Genomic DNA, 24,555 nt, shown 5'->3' on the forward strand with positions numbered 1-24,555 from the left:
GCACGCATGTGAGCGTGCCGCCGATTTCTCTGCGACCGGAACTGGGCTTTGGCCTCGAACGCGCCATAGAGGCGTGTTCATGCCGTGCCTGTACCCGCTGGTACCCGCCTGGGTCCATTGGGTGCCGTCTGGTGCCGTTCGCGAAACTGCATTGCAAAGAGCATTTATGTCTTTTGATTCCCTCGGCTTGTCCGAACCGCTGGTCCGCGCTGTACACGAACTCGGCTACACCACCCCGACTCCGATCCAGACACAAGCAATCCCCGCCGTGCTCAACGGCGGCGACCTGCTGGCTGGCGCGCAGACCGGCACCGGCAAGACCGCCGGCTTCACGCTGCCGATCCTGCAGCGTCTGAACACCATGCCCGCTGTCACCACGGCGTCGGGCAAGCGCGCCGTGCGCGCGCTGATCCTCACGCCGACGCGTGAGCTGGCCGCACAGGTCGAAGAAAGCGTGCGCGCCTACGGCAAGTACCTGAAACTGAAGTCGACCGTGATGTTCGGCGGTGTCGGCATCAATCCGCAAATCGGCGCGCTGCGCAGCGGCGTGGACATCGTCGTCGCGACGCCGGGCCGCTTGCTCGACCACATGCAGCAGAAGACCATCGACCTGTCGCACCTCGAGATTCTCGTGCTCGACGAAGCGGACCGCATGCTGGACATGGGCTTCATCCATGACATCAAGCGCGTGCTCGCGAAGTTGCCGCCGAAGCGTCAGAACCTGCTGTTCTCGGCTACGTTCTCGGACGAGATCAAGACGCTCGCCGACAATCTGCTCGACTCGCCGGCGCTGATCGAAGTCGCCCGCCGCAACACGACGGCTGAACTCGTCGCACAAAAGATTCACCCGGTCGACCGCGATAAGAAGCGCGAGCTGCTCACGCACCTCATCAAGCAACACAACTGGTTCCAGGTGCTGGTGTTCACGCGCACCAAGCACGGCGCGAACCGCCTTGCCGAACAGCTGACGAAAGACGGCATCAGCGCACTGGCGATTCACGGCAACAAGAGCCAGTCGGCCCGCACACGCGCGCTCGCCGAGTTCAAGGACGCCACGCTGCAAGTGCTGGTCGCGACCGACATCGCCGCACGCGGCATCGATATCGATCAGCTGCCGCACGTGGTCAACTACGATTTGCCGAACGTGCCGGAAGACTACGTGCACCGCATCGGCCGCACGGGTCGTGCAGGCGCATCGGGCGAAGCGATTTCGCTGGTGTGCGTCGACGAATTGCAACTGCTGAAGGACATCGAGAAGCTGATCAAGCGTCAGGTGCCGCAGGAAGTGATCGCCGGTTTTGAGCCGGATCCGACTGCGAAGCCGGAACCGATTCTGCGCCGTGGCCAGGGTGGTGGTGGCGGCGGTGGCAATCGTCAGCCGCGCCAGAGCCAGGGTGCGCCGAAGCGCGAGGGTGGCCAGCGTGACGGCGGCCGCCGCGATGGCGCGTCGTCGGCCAAGCCCGCACAACGTTCGGGTCAGCGTCCGGCGAATGGTCAGCAGCAGCCGAAGCCGCAAGGTGCGAAGCCGGCCGGCAACGGCGGCCAGCCGCGCCGCGATGGCCAGCGTCATGACGGTCAGCCGCGTGCAGCGGCGCACGAAGGCAGCGCCGCACAACATGCACCGCGCAAACCGCAGGCTGCAAAGCCGCAAGGCGGCAATCCGGGTGCGTTGCTGGGTGGCGCAAAGCCGCGCAACGACGCGCCGCGTGGCGGCCAGCCGACACGCAGCGGCCAGCGCGGCCGTTAAGTTTCAAGTTTCAAGCACTGCCCGCTCGCTAGCCGTAGTCGCTGACTATCGGCTAGCCGCAGCGGCAGCCTGCTTCAGGTGCTCGATCTGGCGTTCCCATCGATCGAGCACCGCCTCCCCTTTCCCCTCCAGTTCAAACGTGATGCCGCTTGTCAGGCGCGCATAACGCACGCTCTGCGCCTCCGCTGTGTCGATCGAGCCGATGAGATACACGAGACCGCTGTCGTCGCCCGTTACGCCCGTTAGCGGCGTCAAACGCAACTGCACCTGATAAAACGCCTCGTCGCAGACGAACGTCAGCGCGGCCCGGCCGTTTTGCGCGATCACACGCGCCGCCCGAGCCTGTGGCCACAATGCGATGCACAGCGAGCGCGAATCCGGCGCGTACAACTCGCCGACGCCAAGCAGCGACGTGCGCACATGGCCGTTTGCATCGACGGTGAGCAACGATGCGGTGAACCCCGTCTTGCTCGCCAGCGACGACCCGTCGAACAATGTGCGGACGGCGTCGGGCCATTCGTCGAACACGTTCTGTTCGAGCGGACGTTCGGGTGAAGGAGAGTCGCTCATGGTATCGATCCAGTCGGTGGCGGGTCGCCGAGGTTGCGAGGGTTGCCGAGGATCAATCATGCCTCGAAAAGCAAATGGCCCGCATAAGCGGGCCATTCATTTTCATCTCTGTATGCGTTGGACTCAGCAGAAAACCATTAACGAAAGAACACGTGCTGCGTGATCTTGGCGAGCGGATAATGCACGCCCGGCTGAATCTTGGCCGGCAGATCGAGCGGCTTAAGCAGCATCTTCACGCACATGTCCGCCGACAGATTGCGCCGAACCAGCGCATTGATGCGCGCGGCGCGTTCGCGGTTATAGGCCGAATCGTGCACGCGTTCCGGATAACGAATCGCGAAGACATGGCGCAAGGCGATCTCCGAGTCTTCGTTCTTGATCTCCATCACACGCCGCATCAACGCGCCGAGAACCGCAAGACGGCCATTGCCTTCGATCTTGTTGTACTTCTTGAAGAACTTGAAAAAGTGTTTGTAGTGCCGGACTTCGTCAGTGCGAATGTTGTCGGTGATCTGCTTGAGCACGGGCTCGTCCGAACATTCTCCGATCGCGCGATACAGCGTTGCGGTACCCGTTTCCACCACACATCGCGCGACCATCTCGAGCGCGCGGGTCTTTTCGAAGTCTTCGACCGAGCAGGTCAGCGAGTACTCCTCCATGAAATTGCTGAAGGCGGTGTCCCAATCGAACTCAGGCCAGACGTAGGCGATATAGGTCTTGAGCGCCCGGCCGTGCTGCATCTCTTCCGGCTCCCATTCCTGGTTGAGCCAGGCCGAAACTTCGGGGTCGCCGTCGAAGAAAGTGCTCAGATTACTCGTGTAAAGATCGGTACCGCTTTCGATGAACGAAGCGGCGCACAGCAGAAGCAGCAGGTCTTCATTAGCGACGGCCTTCTGACGATCTATGCGGGTGAGGTCGATATCCTCGATCCGCCAGGGCATCACATGGTTCAGCTCAGTGTGCATTGTGTCTTTGCTCCGAAAGCTGTATCGACTCGTGGAGCGCGCTCGAAACCGCCCACTATCGCAAGGGCGGTCCGCCGGGTCAGATACAGCGCCTTGATTAGAGTTAACCCCTTGTATCCTGCATCTTAGCCGGTGTTTCACAATTCTGCAGATAACCCAGCACAGACCATGCCGAACCGCCGCAGTTCAAATTTCACCGTAGTCGAATGCTTCAGTTGGTTACAAGCGACGCTCGCAAGGCACAAAAAAAGCCAGCTCGAAGAGCTGGCTTTGACTTGCAAAGAAATTCCACGTCAACCGCGGCAAGGCTCGCTGCAAGGCACAACGGCCGCCGGCAATGCCATCATGCGGGCTGAACACCTTCGAGACGCCTAACGCGCCGCATACGCCACGCGACCACGACAAGCGACAACCCGGACAGGACTGCCGCAATCAGGACGTAGTAACTTGGCGCCAGCTTGTCGCCGGTCAAGTGAATGAAGGTCTCCACAATCGTCGGCGCGAAGCCGCCGAAAATCGTCACGCCGATGCTGTAACCGATTGAAAGACCCGTCGAACGCACCTGCGTTGGAAAAATCTCGGACATCAGTGCGGGCATCGGTCCGGAGTAAGCCGCCTTGAAAATTCCAGCGGTACCTTGCAACAGCAGCAGCCAGCCGATCGTCGGATGCGACTGCAGCAAAGCGAACATCGGATAAATCAGCAAGCCCATCAGTATCGACGTCGTCAGCATGATGCGAATCCGGCCGATGCGGTCGGACAGCGCGCCCATCACGGGCGACAGCAGGAACTGCAAGCCACCGTTGAGCACCACCACCCCGAACGACGCAGCAGCCGGCATGTGCAACTGCTTGACTGCGTACATCGGCATGTAGAGCTGCAGCACGTACACGCCAACCGTGGATTGCGCGACGATGCCCACGGCCAGCAGCAAATTCACCCACTGGTTGCTGAACGACGCGTCCTTCGCGTCAGATGCAATCTGATGCTTGCTCGCGGACTCGCGCGCTTTACGCAAGGCGAGAAATTCGGGGGTCTCATCGAGATGCGAACGGATGTAATAGCCCACCGGCCCGACCAGCAGACCAAAGATGAACGGAAGGCGCCAGCCCCAGCTAGTGAGTTGCTCGGGCGGCATCCACGCGGTCAGGAGCGAACCGAAGGCCGCCGCGGTGATCGCGGCCAGACCCTGGCTCGCGAACTGCCAACTCGCGTAGTAGCCACGCCGCGACGCGCTGTGTTCGACCATGAAGGCCGTCGCGCTACCGAACTCACCGCCTACCGCGAAGCCTTGCACGAGCCGCGCGAGCAGGATCAACACGGGCGCCGCCAGACCGATCGACGCATACGGCGGCATCACCGCCATCGTCAAGGTGCCGACCATCATCAGCGCGATGGCGAGCGTGAGCGCCGCCTTGCGGCCCTTGCGGTCGCCGTAGACGCCCAGCACGATGGCGCCCAACGGCCGCATCAGGAACGAGATGCCGAAGGTGGCGATGGCGAGCAGCGTCGAGAGCCACTCGTCCTGCATCGGGAAGAACTCTTTCGCGATGATCGTCGCGAAGTAGCCGTAGACCAGAAAGTCGAACCACTCGAGCGCATTGCCGACCGACGACGAAAACACGATACGCCGCACCATCGCTTTGGACAGCGGTGCGGACGTGGAATGCGGAGATGCAGTCGCGGATTGCGACGCGGGGATGTTCATTTAGAACCCCGCTGCCAGGCCGTCGCGACGGCTGTCGCTTGCCGCCACATAGCCGCGGTCCGGATCGTTGCGGTCGAGCTTCCAGATGTACTGGCCGGAGCCGAAGTCCATGTACGGATCGTCGACCGACTTGATCGTGTGACCCAGCTTCTGCAGCGCCGTGGCGGTCGCCGGATCGAGCGTCGATTCGATGTCGATGGTGAAGTCGCGGTTGACCTTCCAGCGCGGGGCATCGCAGGCGGCCTGCGGTTGCTGACCGTAGTCAAGCATCCGCACGATCGATTGCAGGTGGCCTTGCGGTTGCATATCGCCGCCCATCACACCGAAGCTCATCACCGCTTCCTGCTTGCCGTCCACCTGCTGCGTCAGGAACGACGGGATGATCGTATGGAACGGCCGCTTGCCGCCTTCCACCACGTTCGGCGACTTCGGATCCATCGAGAAACCGCAGCCGCGGTTCTGCATGGCGATACCGCTATCGGGCACCACGATGCCCGAACCGAAGCCCATGTAGTTCGACTGGATGAAGCTGACCATCATGCCGCGCTCGTCCGCCACCGACATGTAGATCGTGCCGCCGGCCTTCGGCATGCCGAAGTCGAATTGAGTGGCGCGCTTGTGGTCGATCAGCTTGGCGCGCGACGTGAGGTACGCGTCGTCGAGCATCTGCTCGGGCGTGACGTCCATCGAACGCGGATCGGCAACGTAACGGTAGACGTCGGCGAATGCCAGCTTCATGGCTTCGATCTGCAAATGCTGCGACTCGACGTTGTCGACGGCGAGTTCTTTCACGTCGAATTTTTCGAGGATGCCCAGCGCGATCAGCGCCGCGATGCCCTGGCCGTTCGGCGGAATTTCGTGCACGGTGTAGCCGCGATAATCCTTGCCGATCGGCTCGACCCAATCCGCTTTGTAGTTGCGCAGATCATCGAGCGTCAACGCGCCACCGCCTTCACGCGCAAACGCCGCGATCTGTTCGGCGATCTCGCCTTCGTAGTACGCACGCGGGCCTTGTTCGGCGAGCTTGCGCAACGTCTTCGCGTGGCCGGGAAAGCGCACCAGTTCGCTGACTTCCGGCGCGCGGCCGCGCGGCATGAAGGTTTGCGCGAAGCCCGGCAGGTCCTTCAATTCGGGGACGGCTGCCGCCCATTTGTAGGCCACGATGCTTGCCACCGCATGGCCGCGCTCGGCGATCTCGATCGCCGGCTCCATCAGATCGGCGAACGGCAGCGAGCCGAATTTCTGATGCAGCGCTTCCCAGCCGGCGATCACGCCCGGCACCGTCACAGCGTCCCAGCCTCGCTTGGGTTGTTTGGCAAGACCGTTTTCCTCGCCGTACTTGCGCTTGAAATAATCGACATTCCAGGCCGCCGGCGAGACGCCCGACGCATTCAGGCCATGCAGCTTCTTGCCGTCCCACACCAGCGCGAAGGCGTCGCCGCCGAGGCCGCAGGAGACCGGCTCGACCACCGTAATGGCGGCGGCCGCCGCGATCGCCGCGTCGACGGCATTGCCGCCTTTCCACAGCATCCGCAGACCGGCTTGCGCGGCGAGCGGATGCGAAGTCGAAACGATATTGCGCGCGAATACAGGCAGACGCGGCGTCGGATAGGGGTTTTGCCAGTTGAAGCCAGTCATGTCGAACACTCTCGAAAGCGCGGTCCGGCGCGTTCTATAACGCCGGAAACCATGGGAAACGGGTAAGACTCAGGTAGCACGCGGGGTAAAACGCGGAGCCTTGGATTGCAGCGCGATCCGGCACAAAAAACAAATTCATTTATTAAATGAATAAATGCGTAAATGACCTGAATGGATCGCTGCACGGTCGTCCTGGATCCGAACCATGGCGCACGAGTTGGCAGACAAGACGCGCGATGGTCTTACAATACGCTCACCCTCGTTCACGCATTACCCGTCTTCCGGCTCGGCTTCTCGCGCCGGCAACGGGCAGCGCCGATAAAAACCCACGACCCGAGACACATGACCCGAGACCCCCGCCTGACTCTCAACGCCCGGCAACAGGAACTGCTGGAGTGGGTGCAACGCGACGGCTTCGTGACCGTGGACGACCTCGCGGCCCACTTCGACGTGACGCCGCAGACGATCCGCCGCGACGTCAACTGGCTCGCCGACATGAACCTGCTGCGCCGCTATCACGGCGGCGCCAGTCTGCCGACCAGCTCCGAGAACGTCTCGTACACGGCGCGGCAGCGGATGTTCCACGAAGAGAAGCGGCGCATTGCGGCGCTAGTGGCCACTCACATTCCCGATCAGGCATCGCTCTTCATCAACCTCGGCACGACCACTGAAGAAGTCGCACGAGCGCTCAACCGGCATCGCGGCCTGCGCGTGATCACCAACAATCTGAATGTCGCCAGCATGATGAGCGGCTATCCGGATTGCGAAGTGTTGGTGACGGGCGGCATCGTGCGGCCGTGGGACAAGGGTATCGTCGGCGAACTGGCGATCGACTTCATCCGGCAGTTCAAGGTGGACTTCGCGATTATCGGTACGTCGAGCATCGAAACGGATGGAACGCTGCGCGATTTCGACACCCGCGAAGTGCGCGTGGCCGAGGCGATCATCCAGCATGCACGCACCGTGTTTCTCGCCGCCGACAACTCCAAATTCGGCCGCCCCGCGCTCGTTCGCCAAGGGCACCTCGATCAGATCGATGCGCTTTTCACCGACGCCGCACCGCCCGCCGAGATGAGCGAAACCCTCGCCGCCGCCAACTGCCAGGTCTACGTCGCCGAGTGATCCCAGGCGTCTTCCGCCATGTTGCAGTGCACGCGAAACTTCGAGTGAAATCAAGGATCTGAGCGCTGCCCCAAACCGCCTCTGCGGGTCCCAATTGTCAAAGGGAAAATTTACTGGGGCCCATTTGGTGTTTGACGGGTGGTTGACTACACTCCAGTTCCCCGGCGTCGTTCCGCGTTACGCGGAGTGCCGGCAGCGTGAACCTGTCGTGATAGCCGCACCTCCCGCCTGATCCTCTAGCGGACTCCACTGGCATCGTGCCAGTCGCCTCCAAGGCCGTCCGCGTTTGCTTGACATGGAGAGAACGATGCTGAGTCCGCATGAATTCGCCACGTTGTTGCTCGTCAAGGACGCTCCCAATCAAGTCGATATGGAGCGAGAAGAACTCGACGCCTTGCTGGAACGCCAGCTTGTGCAACTCGAACGGCTCGCGTCGGGCAACGAACAATGGCGCGTAACCGAAACCGGCGACAGTGCGCTCCGGGCCATCAAGCGTTTTTCCTAGTACCCTGGATTACCAAGCAAAGCGGCCGCATCAACGGCCGCTTTGTTGTGCCCAATTCATTTACACAGTAAATTGACGCGACGGACCTTCTGCCTTCGCGCATGCCAAAAACGCTCTCTTCCGACGACATCCTGCAATTTCGCGAAACCATGCGGCGCGTAGCTGAAAACGCGTTTGCCACGCGAGGCGCGCAAGGCGTGACGATGCGCGAACTGGCCAAAGAGCTGGGTTGCAGCGCGATGACGCCCTATCGCTACTTCCGCGACAAAGACGAAATCCTTGCGATGGTTCGTGCGGCGGCGTTCAACCGCTTCGCGGCGCGGCTCGAAGCCGTGGCGAGGGAAGCGCCCGCGACCGACCGCTCCGCCGTCAGCGACGCCTACGTGGCGTTCGCACTCGACGAGCCGCACGCCTACCGCCTGATGTTCGATCTGACGCAGCAGGATGGCGCCTATCCGGAGCTCCAGGCCGCATCGCATCGCGCCTGGCGCATGCTCGGGGCGCACTTCGAGCAGCTCGTGGCCGCGGGCCTTCTGGAAGGGGATCCGGAATTGATCGGCTACGCGTACTGGGCAAGCCTGCACGGCTTCACGATGCTGGCGCTCGCCAATCAGTTGCCTTTGCCACAGGCGCAGCAAGCAGCAGGGAGCAACGCGCCGACGCGCGAGGCCGTGTTCGCGCAGATTCGCCGGATGTTGTGGCGCGGGGCGCAGCCGCAGCGCGGCTAGCCCCGAGTTAACCCATCAAATCACTCAACGCGAATAAGCCGGCGAAACGTTCTAGGTGGGAACAACCAGGCGCGAAGCTCAGCCCGCACGCAAGGTCGGATCGGCGGCCGCGCGCCAGCTCAATGCTTTGGCGCGCTGGTCGGTGAAGAAAGTCACCCACTGATTGCGCGCTTGCGGGTCGGTACTCACCCCGAGGCTCGTGTAATGCTGGGCAAGCGACGCCTGAAACGCGCAGTAATCGTCCTTCGACAACTTGCCGCGCCGGTTCGCCACATACGCATCGAACAGCGTCGCGTAGACGCCTTGCGCGTCGTTGCCGTAGTCGACCGTCTGGGCACTGCACATCTGCTGCAACGATGCGAACGAGGGTGCGCCCATCGTCCCGCTCAAGCTCGGCGAGCTGATGCATCCAGTCAGGAGTGCAGCGGCGCCGATTATCCAAAGTCCACGCATGAATTCACCTCGAAATGGCTGCTGCCGAGAGTATCGTCCGTGGCCGCGCGTTACGCCACCACCTTAGCCAACCGCTAGAGGAGGTCGTAAGAAAACCGAACTTTACTTTTTCGAATATGTTCATTAAAGTTCGCAAACGAACACTATCGGTTCGATAGTTTTTCCAAACCAGTTTCCGAATACGACGCAGAGGACACAGCAGGTGACGCAAGGCTCGAGATACGATTTGCTCGTCGTGGGCGGCGGGATCAACGGCGCAGGCATCGCACGCGATGCGGCGGGCCGCGGCCTGTCAGTGCTGCTCTGCGAACAGGACGATCTGGCGGCCCATACGTCGTCGGCCAGCACCAAGCTGATTCATGGCGGCCTGCGCTACCTCGAGTACCGCGAGTTCGGGCTGGTACGCAAAGCCCTGCAGGAGCGCGAAACGCTACTGCGCGCGGCGCCGCACATCATGTGGCCGTTGCGCTTCGTGATGCCGCACATGCCCGATCTGCGTCCGGCCTGGCTGATCCGCGCCGGCCTGTTCCTCTACGATCATCTGGCCAAACGCGAACTGCTGCCCGGCTCACGCGGCATCGTGATGCGCAACCATCCTGCCGGCGCGCCGCTGGTCGATTCGATCAAGCGCGGCTTCGTGTATTCGGACGGCTGGGTGAATGACGCGCGTCTGGTCGTGCTGAACGCGCTGGATGCGAAGGAACGCGGCGCAAAGATTCTCACGCGCACCAAGCTGCTGAGCGCGGTGCGTGCCGGCGGCGAATGGCGCGCACAACTCAAGCGCGACGACGGCACGATCCTCGACGTGCGCGCCGCTTCGATCGCGAATGCGGCCGGACCGTGGGTCGGCGAATTGCTGCATGGCGCGCTCGGCCGCGAGGCGACGCACAGCGTGCGCCTCGTGAAAGGCAGCCATATCGTCACGCGCCGTCTGTTCGAACACGATCACGCGTACATCTTCCAGAATCCGGACAAGCGGATCATCTTCGCGATTCCGTACGAACACGATTACACGCTGATCGGCACAACCGACCTCGAATATCGCGGTGATCCGTCGCAAGTGGCGATCAACGCCGACGAAACGCAGTACCTGTGCGATTCGATCAACCGCTACTTCAAAGAGAAGATCTCGCCGCAAGACGTGCGCTGGACCTACTCGGGCGTGCGTCCGCTGCTCGAGGAAGAAGGCGCGGACAATCCGTCGGCAGTCACGCGCGATTACTCACTCGAACTCGATGCGCCAGCAGGCGAAGCACCGCTGCTGTCGGTGTTCGGCGGCAAGATCACGACCTTCCGCAAACTGGCGGAAGAAGCCGTCGACAAACTCGCGCATGCGCTGCATAACGGCACGCCCTCGTGGACGGCCGGTGCGCCGTTGCCCGGCGGCGATATTCCGCAGGCCAACTTCGAGCGCTTCCTCGCCGGTTTCAAGCAGCAGAATGCGTGGCTGCCCGCCGATCTGGCACACCGCCTCGCACGTGCGTACGGCACGCGCGTGAAAGACGTCATTGGCAGCGCGCGCTCGGTGGCCGATCTCGGCAGCGCTTTCGCGCCGGGTCTCTACGAAGCCGAACTCACTTACTTGCGCGACACCGAATGGGCGCGCAGCGCGCAGGACGTACTGTGGCGCCGCTCGAAACTCGGCCTGCACGTCGAACCGGGCACGCTCGATTCGATCACACACGACATTGACGCATGGTTCGCCCGCGAGCCGTTCCGACAGAGTGCCTAGCTAAAGCAGTTAGTTAGATTGTTTAGTTAGGCTCATTTAGCAGAGCCGCATAGCAGGACCACCCAGGTCAGGCTATCGCAACACGGCCTGGCTATGTGAATTAACCCGCATGACCCGAATCGATTTTCACCCCTCGGCTACTGACAAAGCCGGGACGCATACGCTCAAACTGTTGCAGCCCGCTTAAACCAACAAGCCGTTCCCGTCGCCGGTAAGCAATCCGGCGATTCATAAAACACATGGAGAAGAGACAATGCAGGATCAGTACATCCTCGCGCTTGACCAAGGCACCACCAGTTCCCGCGCGATGCTGTTCGACCGGCTCGGCAATATCGTGTCGACCGCTCAGAAAGAATTCCAGCAAATCTATCCACGTCCGGGCTGGGTCGAACACGACCCGCAGGAAATCTGGTCGACGCAGGCCGGCGTCGCCGCCGAAGCGGTCACGCGGGCCGGCATGAACGGCACCTCGATCGCGGCGATTGGCATTACTAATCAGCGTGAGACCACCATCGTGTGGGACCGGGAAACCGGTCATCCGATTTACAACGCGATCGTCTGGCAAGACCGCCGCACCGCCGACTTCTGCGACCAGCTCAAAGAGCAAGGTCTCGAAGAAAAAGTCCGCGCGAAAACCGGTCTGCCGATCGACTCGTACTTCTCGGCGACCAAGATCCGCTGGATTCTCGACAACGTCGAAGGCGCACGCGAAAAAGCGAAGCAAGGCCGCCTCGCCTTCGGCACGGTGGATAGCTGGCTGGTGTGGAATTTCACCAAGGGTGGTCTGCACGTCACCGACGTGACCAACGCGTCGCGCACCATGCTGTTCAACATCCACACGCTGAAGTGGGATGACGAACTGCTCGAAGCGCTCGACATTCCGCGCAACATGCTGCCGGAAGTGCGTGCATCGTCGGAAGTGTACGGGCCGACCAAGACCACCGTATTCGCCTCCAAGATTCCACTCGCGGGCATCGCCGGCGACCAGCACGCGGCCCTGTTCGGCCAGATGTGCACGGAATCGGGCATGGTGAAGAACACCTACGGTACCGGCTGCTTCCTCGTGATGAACACCGGCGACAAGCCGATCGAATCGAAGAACAATCTCGTCACCACGATTGCCTGGCAGATTGGCGACCAGATCAACTACGCGCTCGAAGGCAGCATCTTCATCGGCGGCGCGGTGGTGCAATGGCTGCGCGATGGCCTCGGCATCATCAAGAACGCAGCGGAGATCGAAACGATGGCGCGCAGCGTGCCGCATAGCGATGGTGTGTATCTGGTGCCCGCGTTTGCAGGCCTGGGTGCGCCGCACTGGAATGCACGGGCTCGCGGCACGCTGTTTGGCGTGACGCGTGGCACGAGTTCGGCGCACATTGCCCGCGCCGCGCTCGACTCGATCGCTTATCAATCTCTCGACGTGCTGAAAGCAATGGAAGCCGACTCCGGCATTCGCATCGGCGAATTGCGTGTGGACGGCGGCGCTTGCGCGAACAATCTGCTGATGCAATTCCAGGCGGACATTCTCGGCGTCGACGCAGTGCGTCCGAAGATATCGGAGACGACCGCATTGGGCGCCGCGTATCTGGCCGGTCTCGCGGTCGGTTACTGGAAAGACGTGAACGAACTGAAAAGCCAGTGGGCGCTCGATCGTCGTTTCACGCCTGCCCTGCCGCACGCCGATGTCAAGGAGTGTCTCGACGGCTGGCAGCGCGCGATCCGCGCCGCGAAGGCCTGGGCCGACACGCCCTGATTGCTGTCCACCGGTTCCATAAGACACCTTTCGACATAACGAAGCCGCCTATCCAGCGGCTTCCCTAACAACTATATTTCGGATACCAAATCATGTCTCCTTACATTGCGGAATTCATCGGCACCGCACTCCTGGTGCTGCTCGGCAACGGCGCGGTTGCCAATGTGCTGCTCGCGCGCACCAAGGGCAAAGGCGCGGACCTGATCGTGATCGTAATGGGCTGGGCGATGGCCGTGTTCATCGCTGTGTACGTCACGGCATCGTACAGCGGCGCGCACCTGAATCCTGTGGTCACGATCAGCCTCGCGCTGGCAGGCAAATTCGCGTGGGCCAAAGTGCCGGGCTACGTCGCGGCGCAGATGCTCGGCGGGATGGCGGGCGCCCTGCTCGTGTGGCTCGCGTATCGTCAGCACTTCAACAAGGAAGGCGATGCCGACGTGAAGCTCGGCGTGTTCTGCACGTCGCCCGCAATTCGCAGCGTGCCGCATAACCTGCTCACTGAAATGATCGCGACTTTCGTGCTGATTCTCGGCGTGCTGTATCTGGCTTCGCCGCAAGTTGGTCTGGGCGCGCTCGACGCGCTGCCGGTCGGCCTGCTGGTACTCGGCATCGGTATTTCGCTCGGCGGCCCGACCGGTTACGCGATGAGCCCCGCGCGCGACCTGTCGCCGCGTCTGATGCACGCGCTGCTGCCGATTCCGGGCAAACGCGACAGCGACTGGCGTTATTCGTGGATCCCGGTGTGCGGTCCCTTGCTGGGCGGCGCGGCGGCAACAGGGCTGTATTTGTATCTGCACGCGCACTGATTCTGCAGCGCACGTGGGAGCGTATATAGGGCCTGCACGAGGCGCACTAAAGGCAAACATAAGCGCGCTCCCACCGCGCAAATAAGCACCGGCGGCAAGCGACGGCGCCGCGCACGCGGCGCCAAAGCACGTATCATGATGCTTTCAATCTCCGCGCATGAGCTTGCAACTGTCTTGCTCGCGTGCTTCTCGCTTTCCGTCTTAAAGCATGATCGACCACCTCATCTGTGACTGCGACGGCGTGCTCGTCGACAGCGAAATCATCGCTGACCGCGTAATGCTCGCAACGCTGTCCGCCACCTTCCCCGGCCTCGACTTCGAACCCGTCGTCAAGACGGCCTTCGGCCAGCAGACCTCGCGCTTTCTCGAAGGTATCGAGAAGTCGTTCGATATCACGCTGCCGGCCGATTTCTTCAATACGATTGAACACAATGTCGAGCTTGAACTCGCGGCATCGCTCAGCCCGATCAACGGTGTGCGCGAAGCCTTACAACGCGTGACGCTGCCGGCCGCGGTCGTATCGAACAGCCGGATGGCGCGCGTGAATGCGTCGGTGCGACGCGCAGGTTTGCAGCAGATTTTCGGTGAGCGGATTTTCAGCGCCGAACAGGTCGCGCGGCCGAAGCCTTATCCGGATGTGTATCTGTTCGCTGCAAAGACACTGGGCGTGGAGCCCTCGCGCTGCGTCGTCGTGGAAGACAGCGTGGCCGGTTTGAATGCGGCGCGAGCGGCGGGTATGAAGACGATTGCCTTCGTCGGTGCGAGCCATATCCCCGACGGTTATGCGGATGCGCTTCGCAAGATGGGCATGACACGCATCATGAAGCATATGGATGAACTACCCGCACTGGTCGAGGCCGGTGTGCGTGGGGAGTTTGGCGACGTGCAGTCTTAACGGGCGCAACAAGAAAAAAGCCGGCTGCAATAGCCGGCTTCAAATTCCTGAGAAACCCCGCGCTATTCCGGGCGCGGGTTTTTTCTAATGCATCAAACCTCATCCGCGACGCATTCGCGCGCCGTCGCCAGCGCCTGGCGGAATTCCACCAGCTCGGCGATCGTCAGCATCGGCAGATTGTGTTGTTGAGCGAAACGCTCCACATCCGCGCCGCGCATCATCGTGCCGTCCGCGTTCATCAGCTCGCACAGCACGCCTGCCGGTTTCAGACCCGCGAGAATCGCCAGATCGACCGTGCCTTCGGTGTGGCCGCGGCGCGCGAGCACGCCGCCCGGTTGCGCACGCAGCGGAAACACGTGGCCCGGACGCACGATGTCGGCAGGCTTCGCCGTATCGCTAATAGCCGCGCGGATTGTCGTCACGCGATCGAGTGCGGATACGCCCGTGGTCACGCCATCGCGCGCTTCGATCGAGACCGTGAACGCGGTGCCGTGACGGCTTTCGTTGTTGACAGACATCGGCGGCAGTTCTAGCGCGCGGATTTTGTCGTCGGGCAGGCACAGGCAGACGATGCCGCTGCATTCGCGGATCAGCAAGGCCATGGTTTCGACGGAAAGACGCTCGGCGGAAACGATCAGATCGGCTTCGTTCTCGCGGTCGTGATCGTCTTGCAGGACGACAGCGCGGCCATCGCGCATAGCTTGCAAGGCGGCGGCGATACGCGGCGGAACGGGCTCGGTGGCGAGCAGGGGAAGGTCAAGTGATGCGCTATCCGCAATCACCGACGGAGCAGGAAAAGTAGCAAAGGACATAGTTGAAACGCTCATCGCAAAAGTTGGGCGAAAAACGTTTCAGGGCATTGCAAACAGACAAAGACGCGCCGTTGAACGCCGCGCAAAGCGGCGCTCGCGCACCGCCCGAACCTCTGGCGGCAACACGGAAACGAACATGACTATCTGCACATCTTCTTCCATCCGGACTCTAACCGTCGGCTCTGGCTTCTCACCAGATCTGCTGACCCCACTGCGCTTTCGATACGCTGAAAGCTGAACAAAGCGGGCGCTCGCGGGCTCACCGGCTCACGCTCTCGCGCTGCCGGCATACCGCCGGTGGGGAATTTCGCCCCGCCCTGAAGACGCACTGATTGCCGGATTGACCGGCCGGCAAAGAATACAACAGTCGCGCGGAACCTGCAGCGCAACCCCTACTGATTAGACGGACATCCCGGCTTCACCGCGGATTCTGGCAGCACATCCGCCTGAAAAACTGCATTCGTCAAACCGGCGCGGCCTGGCGCGGCAAATCGTGCGGCGCGGGCACATCCCAGCGCGGCGGCGTTTCCGCCTTCAACGTGACGCGAAACGCGCGCGCTTCGGTGTCGCCCGGATTGCGCAGGCTGTGCGGCTGGTCGGCATCGAACACGATCGCGTCGCCCGTGGCCAGCAATTGGCGCTGGTCGTGCACGCTGACTTCCAGCGTGCCTTCGCTCACCACCAGATTCACTGTGGTGCCCGGCGCGCGGCGCGTGCCGGCCTCGGTATGCAACGGCGCGATACGCAACTCGTGAAACTCGGCGGCGGTCGGCTCGGCGTCGGGATAAAGCGGCCGGGCCGAGTAGCGCCCATTCGAACTGACGAGCCGCGACGAACGCTCCGCCGGCAAATGCTCGAAGCCGTTGGTCGCATGACGCCGCAAGAACGCCGCCACCGAAACCTTCAGCGCCGATGCCACTTTGCACAGCACCTTGATCGACGGCACGCTGCGCGCCGACTCGATCTGCGCGAGCATCGCTCGCGAGACGCCCGAGGCGCGGGCGAGAGCGTCGAGCGAAAGTTGGCGCTCGGCGCGCAAACGGGCGAGATTCACGCCGACCAGATGTTCAAGAGCATCGAAAGGTTCAGCGGCACGCGGCGACGCATCGGTGTCAGCCGTGGGATCGCGAACCAGCGCAAGCGGGGAATGCATGATTGCCTCCAGGAGCGCCGCCGGACGGCGGGCAAGCGGTTAGTGGAAGCAAGATAGCACCGCGCCCCGCCGCGCCCAACGAAGTTATCTTCACACTGTTATCAGCATTGCGGAGGACGATTCTCGCAAAGCTTGTGCGAATTTTTCATATGGGCGTGTTTGGGGCAGATGCGCCCACGCAGACTCAGGCGCTTTGCGCCACGGTCCTTGCCGGCGCATCCATCCGCGCCGCGAACCACGTGAGCAGCAACGCCACCACGCTAACCGCCGCTGCGACCCATGGCAGCGTATCGAGCGAATGGCCGTGATTGATCACCAGACCGCCGAGCCACGCGCCGCCCGCATTGCCAACGTTGAACGCACCGATGTTCAGCGTCGAAGCCAGATTCGGCGCGGCAGCGGCCTCCTCGACCACACGCATCTGCAACGGCGGCACCGTCGCGAACGCCGCAATACCCCACACGAAAATGGTAATCGCCGCCGCCACCTGCGAGTGGCTGGTACGCGCGAAGATCGCCATCACCACCGCGAGCGCCACCAGAATGCCCATCAGCGAAGGCATCAGCGCACGGTCCGCAAGCTTGCCGCCCACGGTATTGCCGATCGTGAGACCGACGCCGAACAGCACCAGAATCAGCGTGACGCCACGCGGCGAGAAACCGCTGACCTGTTCGAGAATCGGCGCGATATAGGTGAACACGACAAACACGCCGCCGAAGCCCAGCACGGTCATCGCGAGCGCGGTCCAGACTTGCGGGTCTTTCAGTACGCGCACTTCGTGACCGAGGCCAACCGGGCCGGAATCATGGCGATTCGGCACCAGCAGCGACACGCCCGCCAGCGACAGCACGCCAAACGCGCTGACGATCCAGAACGCCGCACGCCAGCCAAACTCCTGGCCGACGAACGTCCCAAACGGCACGCCGAGCACATTCGCGAGCGTCAAACCGGTGAACATCAGCGCAATGGCGCTTGCACGCTTTTCAGCCGGCACGAGCGAAGCCGCCACCACCGCGCCGATGCCAAAGAACGAGCCATGCGCAAACGACGTCACCACGCGCGCGATCATCAGCACCGAATAGCTGGACGCAATCGCGCACAGCGTATTGCCGACGATGAACACGCCCATCAGCAACTGCAACGCGAGTTTGCGCGGCATCTTGCTGGTGACCACGGCGAGCAGCGGCGCACCGACGGCCACGCCGAGCGCATAGCCGCTCACCAGCAAACCGGCCGACGGAATCGACACAGCCAGATCGCGCGCGACCTCGGGCAGCAAGCCCATGATCACGAACTCGGTCGTGCCGATCGCGAAAGCGCTGATCGCGAGCGCCAGTAATGGAATGGGCATTTTTCTACTCCAGGTTCTAAAGTTGAGCGTGTCAGCTACGGTGGGCGTTGCGCAGCGCCGTTACGAATTCGATGACCACGCCCGGCGCGAGCGCGATAAACAACTGCTGCTCGGCTTGCTGCGGCCCCATCTGCGGCACTTCGGCAAGCTGATAAGGCAGCTCCGCCGCATGCACGCGCCGCAAGAGCGCCGCCCATTCGTCGGCACTCTCCAGCCGGAAGGCGACATGGTCGATTCGCGGCATAGCCCTGCCCGCTACGGCGGGCACCGTCGCATCGATCAGATGAATCACCGGCCGGCCGTTCGCATACAGCCAGTAGCCGTCGATCGAAAACGGCGGACGCGCGCCCTCCGTCAGCCCGGCGACGTCGACGAAGAAACGTCGGGCGGTCTCGAGGTCGGCGGTGACGATCGTTGCGTGATCGAGTTGCATGGCGCGGGCTGCACGGAGCACAAAGGGTTTACGAGGAGTGCATTGTGAGCGGAACACGTCAATTTGATAATTGGCGTAGCATTTGAAACATTTTCAAATAACTTTGAAAGATCGCGATGGATAACCTCGGTGATATCCGCCTGTTCGTCGAAGCGGCGCAGCAGGGCAGCCTGTCGGCGGCGGGCCGCAAGATGGGCCTAACGCCGGCCGCCGCCAGCGCGCGACTGGCCAAACTCGAAACCGGCCTGAAGACGCGCCTGTTCGAGCGCACCACCCGTCAACTGAGACTCACGGACGAAGGCCGCCTCTACCTGAACTGCTGCCGCCAGGCGCTGCAATCGCTCGACGACGCCGAAGCCGCGCTGCAAGCCGGACAGGGCGTGGTGCGCGGCAAGGTGCGGATCTCTGCGACCTCGGATTTCGGCCGCAACTTGCTGATGCACTGGCTCGACGAGTTCAACGCGCTCTACCCGGAAGTCACGTTCGCGCTGACGCTGTCGGACTCGCTGTCGAACCTGGTGCAGGAAGACATCGATCTGGCAATCCGCTTCGGCGTGCCGCAGGACACCTCGCTCATCGCCCGCAAACTGGCGCCGAACCGCCGTGTGCTGTGCGCGTCGCCGGACTACATCGCGCGCAAGGGCGAGCCGAAAGACCCGAACGATCTGGCGAATTTCGATTGCATCGTGCTCGGCACCGCATCCGGCCCGGCCAACGAATGGCGTTTCACGCGCGGCGAAGAAGTGCAGCACTACACGGTGCCGTTCGAAACGTCCCGGGAAACCAACGACGGCGCGGTCGCCCGCGAATGGGCGCGGCGCGGCTACGGGATCGTGATCAAGTCGATGTGGGACGTGGAAGCGGACTTGCGGGGCGACTGCCTGAAAATCCTGCTGCCCGAATGGCGCTATCCGGACGCGCCGTTGCACGCGCTCTACCACCGCAACCGCTTCATGGCGCCGCGCGTGCGCGTGCTGCTCGATTTTCTGAGCGAGCGCTTCGCGCAGGTGTCAGACGAACTGGAAGGCCTGCTGGGCTTGCCGCCGGAGCGGCCGCGCGCCAAGGCTGCCGCGGAAACCGCATCCGGTGAAGGGCTATAATATTGAGCTACGCTGCAAACGTGCATTGAAAGTGGACCGGAATAAGCTCAAGCGGGCTCGAGCAAGCCCCAGCGCCGCCCCGCGGCGCCGTCCGCACGTTTTCACCTCTCTCCACCTTTTAAACGACGCCCCCAGGTTAACCACTGCGACCGGCGAAAATCGATGACCAAGAAAGTTTATGTAAAGACCTACGGCTGCCAGATGAACGAGTACGACTCCGACAAGATGGTCGACGTACTCGGCGCGGCTGAAGGCCTCGTCAAAACCGACACCCCGGAAGACGCGGACGTCATTCTCTTCAACACCTGCTCGGTGCGCGAAAAAGCGCAGGAGAAAGTCTTCTCCGAACTCGGCCGTGTGCGCGAATTGAAAGAAGCGAACCCGAATCTGATCATCGGCGTGGGCGGTTGCGTGGCGAGCCAGGAAGGCGCGTCGATCGTGGCGCGCGCACCCTATGTCGATCTGGTGTTCGGGCCGCAAACGCTGCACCGTCTGCCGCAAATGATCGACAAGCGCCGCGAAAGCGGCCGCGCTCAGGTCGACATCTCGTTCCCGGAAATCGAAAAGTTCGATCACCTGCCGCCGGCGCGCGTGGATGGCGCGAGCGCGTTCGTGTCGATCATGGAAGGCTGCAGCAAGTACTGCAGCTACTGCGTCGTGCCGTACACGCGCGGCGAAGAAGTGTCGCGTCCGCTCGACGACGTGCTGACCGAAATCGCCGGCCTCGCCGACCAGGGCGTGCGTGAAGTCACGCTGCTCGGCCAGAACGTGAATGCTTACCGCGCCGGCATCACGCTTGGTTCGTCGGAGATCGCCGACTTCGCCCAGCTGATCGAATACGTCGCGGACATTCCCGGCATCGAACGGATTCGCTACACCACGTCGCATCCGAAGGAATTCACGCAGCGCCTGATCGACACCTACGCCAAGGTGCCGAAGCTCGTCAGCCACCTGCATCTGCCGGTGCAGCACGGCTCCGACCGCATCCTGATGGCGATGAAGCGCGGCTACACCGTGCTCGAATACAAATCGGTGATCCGCAAGCTGCGCGCGATCCGCCCTGACCTATCGTTGTCGACCGACATGATCGTCGGCTTCCCGGGCGAGACGGAAGAAGACTTCGACAAGATGATGGCGCTGGTGCACGAGATGAAGTACGACACCAGCTTCTCGTTCATCTACAGCCCGCGTCCCGGCACGCCGGCCGCGAATCTGCACGACGACACCCCGCGTGAAGTGAAGCTCAAACGTCTGCAACATTTGCAGGCTACGATCGAAGAAAACGTGCAGCGCATCAGCGATTCGATGGTCGGCAAGATCGAGCGGATTCTGGTCGAGCGCCCGGCGCGCAAGGACCCGAACGAACTCGCGGGCCGCACCGAGAACAACCGCGTGGTGAATTTCCCGGCGCCGGTCGCGTCGCACGCACGGCTGATCGGCCAGATGGTGGACGTGAAAATCGTCCATGCGTACCCACATTCGTTGCGTGGCGAGCTCGTGCTGGTGCACGACGACGCGCCCGCAACCACCCACTGAGCGACGCCAGCCAGCGTCACAACCCCGACAGGATCGATCCTCCGCCTTGAAGACCACTCAGCAGCATCTGGAATTCACCGCACCGCGCGACGACAACGCGCGGCTCGCCAACCTCTGCGGACCGCTCGACGAAAATCTGCGGCAGATCGAGCAGGCGCTCGACGTGACGCTGCAACGCCGTGGCCACCGCATCACGATTCGTGGGCGCGGCGCGAAACTCGCGCTGACCGCGCTCGAAAGGTTCTACGACAATTCGCAGAAGCCCCTGTCGGTCGACGACATCCAGCTCGCGCTCGTTGAAGTGCGTCAGCCGGCACGCCATCGCGCGAACGGCAACGGCCACAGCACGGAAACACTGGACCCGCGCTTTCCGGGCAATCCGGATCACCCGTTCGATCAGCCCGCCGATAGCGGCGACGACGACCTCGAAGAACTCGGCCCGAAGCTGTACACGCGCCGCGCCGACCTGCGCGGCCGCACGCCGATGCAACGCGAGTATCTGAAGCAGATCATTTCGCACGACGTGACGTTCGGCATCGGTCCGGCGGGAACGGGCAAGACCTATCTCGCGGTGGCTTGCGCAGTGGACGCGCTGGAGCGCGATCAGGTCAAACGCATCGTGTTGACGCGTCCGGCCGTCGAAGCGGGCGAACGCCTTGGCTTCCTGCCGGGCGATCTGGCGCAGAAGGTCGATCCGTATCTGCGTCCCCTGTATGACGCGCTGTACGACCTGCTCGGCTTCGACAAGACCGCCAAAATGTTCGAGCGCCAGATGATCGAAATCGCGCCGCTCGCGTACATGCGCGGCCGTACGCTGAATCACGCGTTCATCATCCTCGACGAGGCGCAAAACACCACGCCCGAACAGATGAAGATGTTCCTCACGCGGATCGGCTTCGGCTCGAAGGCCGTGGTCACCGGCGACACGACCCAGGTCGACTTGCCGCGTGGTCACAAGAGCGGGCTGATCGAAGCGCAGCAAGTGCTGGCGGACGTGCGTGGCATTGCGCTCACGCGCTTCACGAGCGCGGACGTGGTGCGGCATCCGCTGGTCGCGCGAATTGTGGAGGCGTACGATGCGCATTCGCAGAAAACCGCCAGTCCGGCGGATTCGCGCTAGATTGCGTCGTTGATTTACGTCGCTAATTTTGGGCCGAACTCCACTGGACAGGCCGCAGCAAACCAGGCAACAAACCGAACAAGCATGAGCCGCGCACCGAAACTGACGTTGAATCTGCAATTCCCCGCCGCCAAGACCTGGCCGGAACATAAGGCGCTGCTGCCGCGCGCTACCGTGGCCGGCTGGATCAAGGCGGCGCTCTTCGCGGACGGGGAACTGACCGTGCGTTTCGTCGATGCCGAAGAAGGCCGCACGCTGAACCGCACCTATCGCGGCAAGGATTACTCCACCAACGTGCTGACGTTTGCGTACGCCGAATCGGAAGACGATCCGGTGACGGGCGATCTGATCCTGTGCTGTCCGGTGGTCGAAAAAGAAGCCGCCGAACAGGGTAAGCCGCTGATCGCGCACTACGCGCATCTGCTGGTGCACGGCACCCTCCATGCGCAAGGCTACGACCACGAGGTCGAGGAAGAAGCCGAGGAGATGGAAGCGATCGAAACCGAAATTCTCGGCAAGCTCGGTTTCCCCGATCCTTACCAATAGTCTTTCTCAACCTCTTTAACTTCTCCGTCAGAAACTACCGTGAGCACGTCCTCCCCTGAAACCGATACGCGACGCACGCCCTGCCCGGACTACCCGCCCGCGCTCGGCGAACCGCGGCTGCTGACTGAGGAGGAGTTGCGCGCGTCGCTCGAATGCACGTTGCGCGACTGGGACCGCAAAAGCGATCTGTGGCTGTTCGGTTATGGTTCGCTGATCTGGAATCCCGGTCTGCCTAGTGTCGAAGCGGCCCGCTCGAAAGTGCATGGTTATCACCGTGGACTGTATCTGTGGTCGCGCGTGAATCGCGGCACCCCCGAACAGCCGGGTCTCGTGCTCGCGCTCGATCGCGGCGGCTCGTGCTCAGGCATCGCCTTCCGCCTCGCCGCCGAGGGTGCGATGCCGCATCTGGAAGCGCTGTGGCGCCGTGAAATGCCAATGGGTTCGTATCGCCCGACGTGGCTGCCTTGCGTACTCGCCGACGGCCGGCGCGTCGACGCGCTCGCGTTCGTGATGCGGCGCGACGTGCCGACCTACACCGGCAAGCTGCGCGACGAGGTCGTCAAAACCGTGTTTGGCTGCGCGAGCGGCCGCTACGGCACCACGCTCGACTACGTCAGCCGCACTGTCCACGCGCTGCGCGAAAGCGGCATGCCCGACCGCGCGCTTGAAGCGCTGCTCGAGCGTTGCCGGGAGGAAAGCCGCGAGGCCGGTCATGAACCTGAGCGGCAAACGGGCCAAGGATCGCCGCAATAAGGCACACGCAGCCGCTCTCACTTCAGCGCCCCGCTCGATCCTTACTTTTTTGCTCGAAAACGCTTTTCCTCGCGTAATCAGTTAGGATTGACCCATGCCCACCGCGCGCGGCCGGGCGGGTCATAACTGCTTCACTCATCGCCCAGCCGGGCAGGACACGGTCCTGCCATGTGCCTGGTGTATCCTTAATGCTCTGCAACAGCGCGCCCAGTCTCGCCGGGCGCACTACCATGAACGACACGTATCCCAGTCGACACCGAACTAGCGACAAACCACAGGAAAAACGCTCACTCCTCGAGCGTCTGACCGACTTCATCTCGCCCGAGCCCGACTCGCGGGCCGAACTTCTGGAAATCCTGCAGGACGCGCACGAGCGCAACCTGATCGACGCCGACTCGCTGTCGATGATCGAGGGCGTATTCCAGGTATCTGAACTCAGCGCCCGCGACATCATGGTGCCGCGCGCTCAAATGGACGCGATCAACATCGCGGACAATCCCGCCGAATTCATCCCCTACGTGCTGGAAAAGGCGCACTCGCGCTATCCGGTGTTCGAGGGCAATCGCGACAACATCATTGGTGTGCTGCTCGCGAAAGACCTGCTGCGCTATTACGCCGAAGACGAATTCGACGTGCGCGGCATGCTGCGCCCCGCCGTCTTCATCCCGGAGTCCAAGCGCCTGAATGTGCTGCTGCACGACTTCCGCGTGAATCGTAATCACCTCGCGGTGGTGGTCGACGAATACGGCGGCGTGGCCGGCCTGATCACGATTGAAGACGTGCTGGAACAGATCGTCGGCGATATTGAAGACGAATACGATTTCGACGAAGAAAGTGGCAACATCATCGCTTCGCCGGACGGCCGCTTCCGCGTGCGCGCGCTCACGGAGATCGAGCAGTTCAACGAGTCCTTCGGCACACATTTTCCGGACGACGAAGTCGATACGATCGGCGGTCTCGTCACGCATCATTTCGGACGGGTGCCGCATCGCGGCGAAAAAGTCCGTCTCGACGATCTGATCTTCGAGATTCTGCGCGGCGACGCCCGCCAGATTCACATGCTGCTGGTGCGCCGCGACCCGCTCGCGGGCCAGCGCGAGCGCGAAGCACAGCACGTGCAGACCTGATC

At 62.4% G+C, this 24,555-nt stretch carries 23 protein-coding genes and 1 riboswitch; of the genes, 14 read left to right on the forward strand and 9 right to left on the reverse strand.

Going from position 1 to position 24,555, the window contains the following annotated elements:
* The first annotated feature begins 166 nt into the window (after positions 1-166).
* Positions 167-1,747 carry a DEAD/DEAH box helicase gene (locus KHO33_RS19860; RefSeq protein ID WP_200565170.1) on the forward strand — a complete coding sequence of 527 codons (1,581 nt, stop codon included), beginning with the start codon at positions 167-169 and terminating at the stop codon, positions 1,745-1,747.
* Between the two features lie 45 nt (positions 1,748-1,792).
* Here the strand turns inward: KHO33_RS19860 and KHO33_RS19865 are convergent, their stop codons facing one another.
* The 4 genes from KHO33_RS19865 to ggt form a co-directional block, all read right to left on the reverse strand.
* Positions 1,793-2,317 carry a pyridoxamine 5'-phosphate oxidase family protein gene (locus tag KHO33_RS19865; protein WP_200565171.1) on the reverse strand — a complete coding sequence of 175 codons (525 nt, stop codon included), beginning with the start codon at positions 2,315-2,317 and terminating at the stop codon, positions 1,793-1,795.
* A 137-nt stretch (positions 2,318-2,454) separates the two neighbouring features.
* Entirely contained in the window at positions 2,455-3,282 is an 828-nt protein-coding gene (locus KHO33_RS19870; RefSeq protein WP_200565172.1) for a ferritin-like domain-containing protein, read from the reverse strand.
* A gap of 343 nt (positions 3,283-3,625) precedes the next feature.
* On the reverse strand, positions 3,626-4,990 hold the full coding sequence (locus KHO33_RS19875; RefSeq protein WP_200565173.1) for an MFS transporter: 1,365 nt from the start codon (positions 4,988-4,990) through the stop codon (positions 3,626-3,628).
* Positions 4,991-6,628 (reverse strand): gamma-glutamyltransferase, encoded by a 1,638-nt coding sequence (gene ggt / locus KHO33_RS19880; RefSeq protein ID WP_175050773.1) that lies wholly within the window; start codon positions 6,626-6,628, stop codon positions 4,991-4,993.
* A gap of 342 nt (positions 6,629-6,970) precedes the next feature.
* Between ggt and KHO33_RS19885 the strand changes: the two genes are divergently transcribed.
* From KHO33_RS19885 to KHO33_RS19895, 3 genes are all read left to right on the forward strand, one after another.
* Positions 6,971-7,750 (forward strand): DeoR/GlpR family DNA-binding transcription regulator, encoded by a 780-nt coding sequence (locus tag KHO33_RS19885; RefSeq protein ID WP_054034463.1) that lies wholly within the window; start codon positions 6,971-6,973, stop codon positions 7,748-7,750.
* 307 nt (positions 7,751-8,057) lie between these two features.
* A complete protein-coding gene (locus tag KHO33_RS19890; protein ID WP_054034465.1) occupies positions 8,058-8,255 on the forward strand; it encodes a hypothetical protein in 198 nt (65 codons plus the stop codon).
* Positions 8,256-8,356: 101 nt separating this feature from the next.
* Positions 8,357-8,983, forward strand: coding sequence for a TetR/AcrR family transcriptional regulator (locus KHO33_RS19895; protein ID WP_200565175.1), 627 nt, complete (start codon positions 8,357-8,359; stop codon positions 8,981-8,983).
* A 78-nt stretch (positions 8,984-9,061) separates the two neighbouring features.
* Here the strand turns inward: KHO33_RS19895 and KHO33_RS19900 are convergent, their stop codons facing one another.
* Positions 9,062-9,436, reverse strand: a complete 375-nt coding sequence (locus KHO33_RS19900) for a hypothetical protein (protein ID WP_200565176.1) — start codon at positions 9,434-9,436, stop codon at positions 9,062-9,064.
* 202 nt (positions 9,437-9,638) lie between these two features.
* Between KHO33_RS19900 and glpD the strand changes: the two genes are divergently transcribed.
* From glpD to KHO33_RS19920, 4 genes are all read left to right on the forward strand, one after another.
* Positions 9,639-11,168, forward strand: coding sequence for a glycerol-3-phosphate dehydrogenase (glpD, locus tag KHO33_RS19905; RefSeq protein WP_200565177.1), 1,530 nt, complete (start codon positions 9,639-9,641; stop codon positions 11,166-11,168).
* A 253-nt stretch (positions 11,169-11,421) separates the two neighbouring features.
* Positions 11,422-12,921: a glycerol kinase GlpK gene (gene glpK, locus KHO33_RS19910; protein WP_154558058.1), complete on the forward strand. Its 1,500-nt coding sequence runs from the start codon at positions 11,422-11,424 to the stop codon at positions 12,919-12,921.
* Positions 12,922-13,013: 92 nt separating this feature from the next.
* Positions 13,014-13,727, forward strand: a complete 714-nt coding sequence (locus tag KHO33_RS19915) for an MIP/aquaporin family protein (RefSeq protein ID WP_054034471.1) — start codon at positions 13,014-13,016, stop codon at positions 13,725-13,727.
* A 208-nt stretch (positions 13,728-13,935) separates the two neighbouring features.
* The gene (locus KHO33_RS19920; RefSeq protein ID WP_200565178.1) at positions 13,936-14,622 is read left to right on the forward strand and encodes an HAD family hydrolase; all 687 of its coding nucleotides are present in this window, start codon (positions 13,936-13,938) and stop codon (positions 14,620-14,622) included.
* A gap of 92 nt (positions 14,623-14,714) precedes the next feature.
* Here KHO33_RS19920 and ribB read toward each other — a convergent pair whose 3' ends face one another.
* The 4 genes from ribB to KHO33_RS19940 form a co-directional block, all read right to left on the reverse strand.
* Positions 14,715-15,434, reverse strand: coding sequence for a 3,4-dihydroxy-2-butanone-4-phosphate synthase (gene ribB / locus KHO33_RS19925; RefSeq protein ID WP_200565179.1), 720 nt, complete (start codon positions 15,432-15,434; stop codon positions 14,715-14,717).
* 146 nt (positions 15,435-15,580) lie between these two features.
* Positions 15,581-15,763, reverse strand: a riboswitch (FMN riboswitch).
* 134 nt (positions 15,764-15,897) lie between these two features.
* On the reverse strand, positions 15,898-16,587 hold the full coding sequence (locus tag KHO33_RS19930; RefSeq protein ID WP_200565180.1) for a helix-turn-helix domain-containing protein: 690 nt from the start codon (positions 16,585-16,587) through the stop codon (positions 15,898-15,900).
* A 184-nt stretch (positions 16,588-16,771) separates the two neighbouring features.
* Positions 16,772-17,938, reverse strand: a complete 1,167-nt coding sequence (locus tag KHO33_RS19935; RefSeq protein ID WP_200565181.1) for an MFS transporter — start codon at positions 17,936-17,938, stop codon at positions 16,772-16,774.
* 31 nt (positions 17,939-17,969) lie between these two features.
* Positions 17,970-18,371 carry a VOC family protein gene (locus KHO33_RS19940; protein ID WP_200565182.1) on the reverse strand — a complete coding sequence of 134 codons (402 nt, stop codon included), beginning with the start codon at positions 18,369-18,371 and terminating at the stop codon, positions 17,970-17,972.
* 116 nt (positions 18,372-18,487) lie between these two features.
* Here KHO33_RS19940 and KHO33_RS19945 point away from each other — a divergent pair, with 116 nt between their 5' ends.
* The 6 genes from KHO33_RS19945 to KHO33_RS19970 all read left to right on the forward strand — a co-directional run bounded on the left by KHO33_RS19945 (position 18,488) and on the right by KHO33_RS19970 (position 24,553).
* The gene (locus KHO33_RS19945) at positions 18,488-19,471 is read left to right on the forward strand and encodes a LysR family transcriptional regulator (RefSeq protein ID WP_200565183.1); all 984 of its coding nucleotides are present in this window, start codon (positions 18,488-18,490) and stop codon (positions 19,469-19,471) included.
* 162 nt (positions 19,472-19,633) lie between these two features.
* Positions 19,634-21,007: a tRNA (N6-isopentenyl adenosine(37)-C2)-methylthiotransferase MiaB gene (gene miaB, locus KHO33_RS19950; protein WP_054034483.1), complete on the forward strand. Its 1,374-nt coding sequence runs from the start codon at positions 19,634-19,636 to the stop codon at positions 21,005-21,007.
* A 46-nt stretch (positions 21,008-21,053) separates the two neighbouring features.
* The gene (locus tag KHO33_RS19955; RefSeq protein WP_200565184.1) at positions 21,054-22,127 is read left to right on the forward strand and encodes a PhoH family protein; all 1,074 of its coding nucleotides are present in this window, start codon (positions 21,054-21,056) and stop codon (positions 22,125-22,127) included.
* Positions 22,128-22,211: 84 nt separating this feature from the next.
* Complete coding sequence (gene ybeY, locus KHO33_RS19960; RefSeq protein WP_054034485.1) at positions 22,212-22,673, forward strand: rRNA maturation RNase YbeY; 462 nt, start codon at positions 22,212-22,214, stop codon at positions 22,671-22,673.
* Between the two features lie 39 nt (positions 22,674-22,712).
* Complete coding sequence (locus KHO33_RS19965) at positions 22,713-23,426, forward strand: gamma-glutamylcyclotransferase (protein ID WP_200565185.1); 714 nt, start codon at positions 22,713-22,715, stop codon at positions 23,424-23,426.
* A 230-nt stretch (positions 23,427-23,656) separates the two neighbouring features.
* Positions 23,657-24,553 carry an HlyC/CorC family transporter gene (locus KHO33_RS19970; RefSeq protein ID WP_054034680.1) on the forward strand — a complete coding sequence of 299 codons (897 nt, stop codon included), beginning with the start codon at positions 23,657-23,659 and terminating at the stop codon, positions 24,551-24,553.
* Positions 24,554-24,555 lie beyond the last annotated feature (2 nt).

The sequence above is a fragment of the Paraburkholderia nemoris genome, from assembly GCF_905221015.1.
In the GTDB taxonomy this organism is placed as follows: domain Bacteria; phylum Pseudomonadota; class Gammaproteobacteria; order Burkholderiales; family Burkholderiaceae; genus Paraburkholderia; species Paraburkholderia nemoris.

Excerpts from the sequence above, each read along its gene's own strand:
- KHO33_RS19860 (WP_200565170.1), top strand. The coding sequence starts at position 167 with ATGTCTTTTGATTCCCTCGGCTTGTCCGAACCGCTGGTCCGCGCTGTA.
- KHO33_RS19865 (WP_200565171.1), bottom strand. The coding sequence starts at position 2,317 with ATGAGCGACTCTCCTTCACCCGAACGTCCGCTCGAACAGAACGTGTTC.
- KHO33_RS19870 (WP_200565172.1), bottom strand. The coding sequence starts at position 3,282 with ATGCACACTGAGCTGAACCATGTGATGCCCTGGCGGATCGAGGATATC.
- KHO33_RS19875 (WP_200565173.1), bottom strand. The coding sequence starts at position 4,990 with ATGAACATCCCCGCGTCGCAATCCGCGACTGCATCTCCGCATTCCACG.
- ggt (WP_175050773.1), bottom strand. The coding sequence starts at position 6,628 with ATGACTGGCTTCAACTGGCAAAACCCCTATCCGACGCCGCGTCTGCCT.
- KHO33_RS19885 (WP_054034463.1), top strand. The coding sequence starts at position 6,971 with ATGACCCGAGACCCCCGCCTGACTCTCAACGCCCGGCAACAGGAACTG.
- KHO33_RS19890 (WP_054034465.1), top strand. The coding sequence starts at position 8,058 with ATGCTGAGTCCGCATGAATTCGCCACGTTGTTGCTCGTCAAGGACGCT.
- KHO33_RS19895 (WP_200565175.1), top strand. The coding sequence starts at position 8,357 with ATGCCAAAAACGCTCTCTTCCGACGACATCCTGCAATTTCGCGAAACC.
- KHO33_RS19900 (WP_200565176.1), bottom strand. The coding sequence starts at position 9,436 with ATGCGTGGACTTTGGATAATCGGCGCCGCTGCACTCCTGACTGGATGC.
- glpK (WP_154558058.1), top strand. The coding sequence starts at position 11,422 with ATGCAGGATCAGTACATCCTCGCGCTTGACCAAGGCACCACCAGTTCC.
- KHO33_RS19915 (WP_054034471.1), top strand. The coding sequence starts at position 13,014 with ATGTCTCCTTACATTGCGGAATTCATCGGCACCGCACTCCTGGTGCTG.
- KHO33_RS19920 (WP_200565178.1), top strand. The coding sequence starts at position 13,936 with ATGATCGACCACCTCATCTGTGACTGCGACGGCGTGCTCGTCGACAGC.
- ribB (WP_200565179.1), bottom strand. The coding sequence starts at position 15,434 with ATGTCCTTTGCTACTTTTCCTGCTCCGTCGGTGATTGCGGATAGCGCA.
- KHO33_RS19930 (WP_200565180.1), bottom strand. The coding sequence starts at position 16,587 with ATGCATTCCCCGCTTGCGCTGGTTCGCGATCCCACGGCTGACACCGAT.
- KHO33_RS19935 (WP_200565181.1), bottom strand. The coding sequence starts at position 17,938 with ATGCCCATTCCATTACTGGCGCTCGCGATCAGCGCTTTCGCGATCGGC.
- KHO33_RS19940 (WP_200565182.1), bottom strand. The coding sequence starts at position 18,371 with ATGCAACTCGATCACGCAACGATCGTCACCGCCGACCTCGAGACCGCC.
- KHO33_RS19945 (WP_200565183.1), top strand. The coding sequence starts at position 18,488 with ATGGATAACCTCGGTGATATCCGCCTGTTCGTCGAAGCGGCGCAGCAG.
- miaB (WP_054034483.1), top strand. The coding sequence starts at position 19,634 with ATGACCAAGAAAGTTTATGTAAAGACCTACGGCTGCCAGATGAACGAG.
- ybeY (WP_054034485.1), top strand. The coding sequence starts at position 22,212 with ATGAGCCGCGCACCGAAACTGACGTTGAATCTGCAATTCCCCGCCGCC.
- KHO33_RS19970 (WP_054034680.1), top strand. The coding sequence starts at position 23,657 with ATGAACGACACGTATCCCAGTCGACACCGAACTAGCGACAAACCACAG.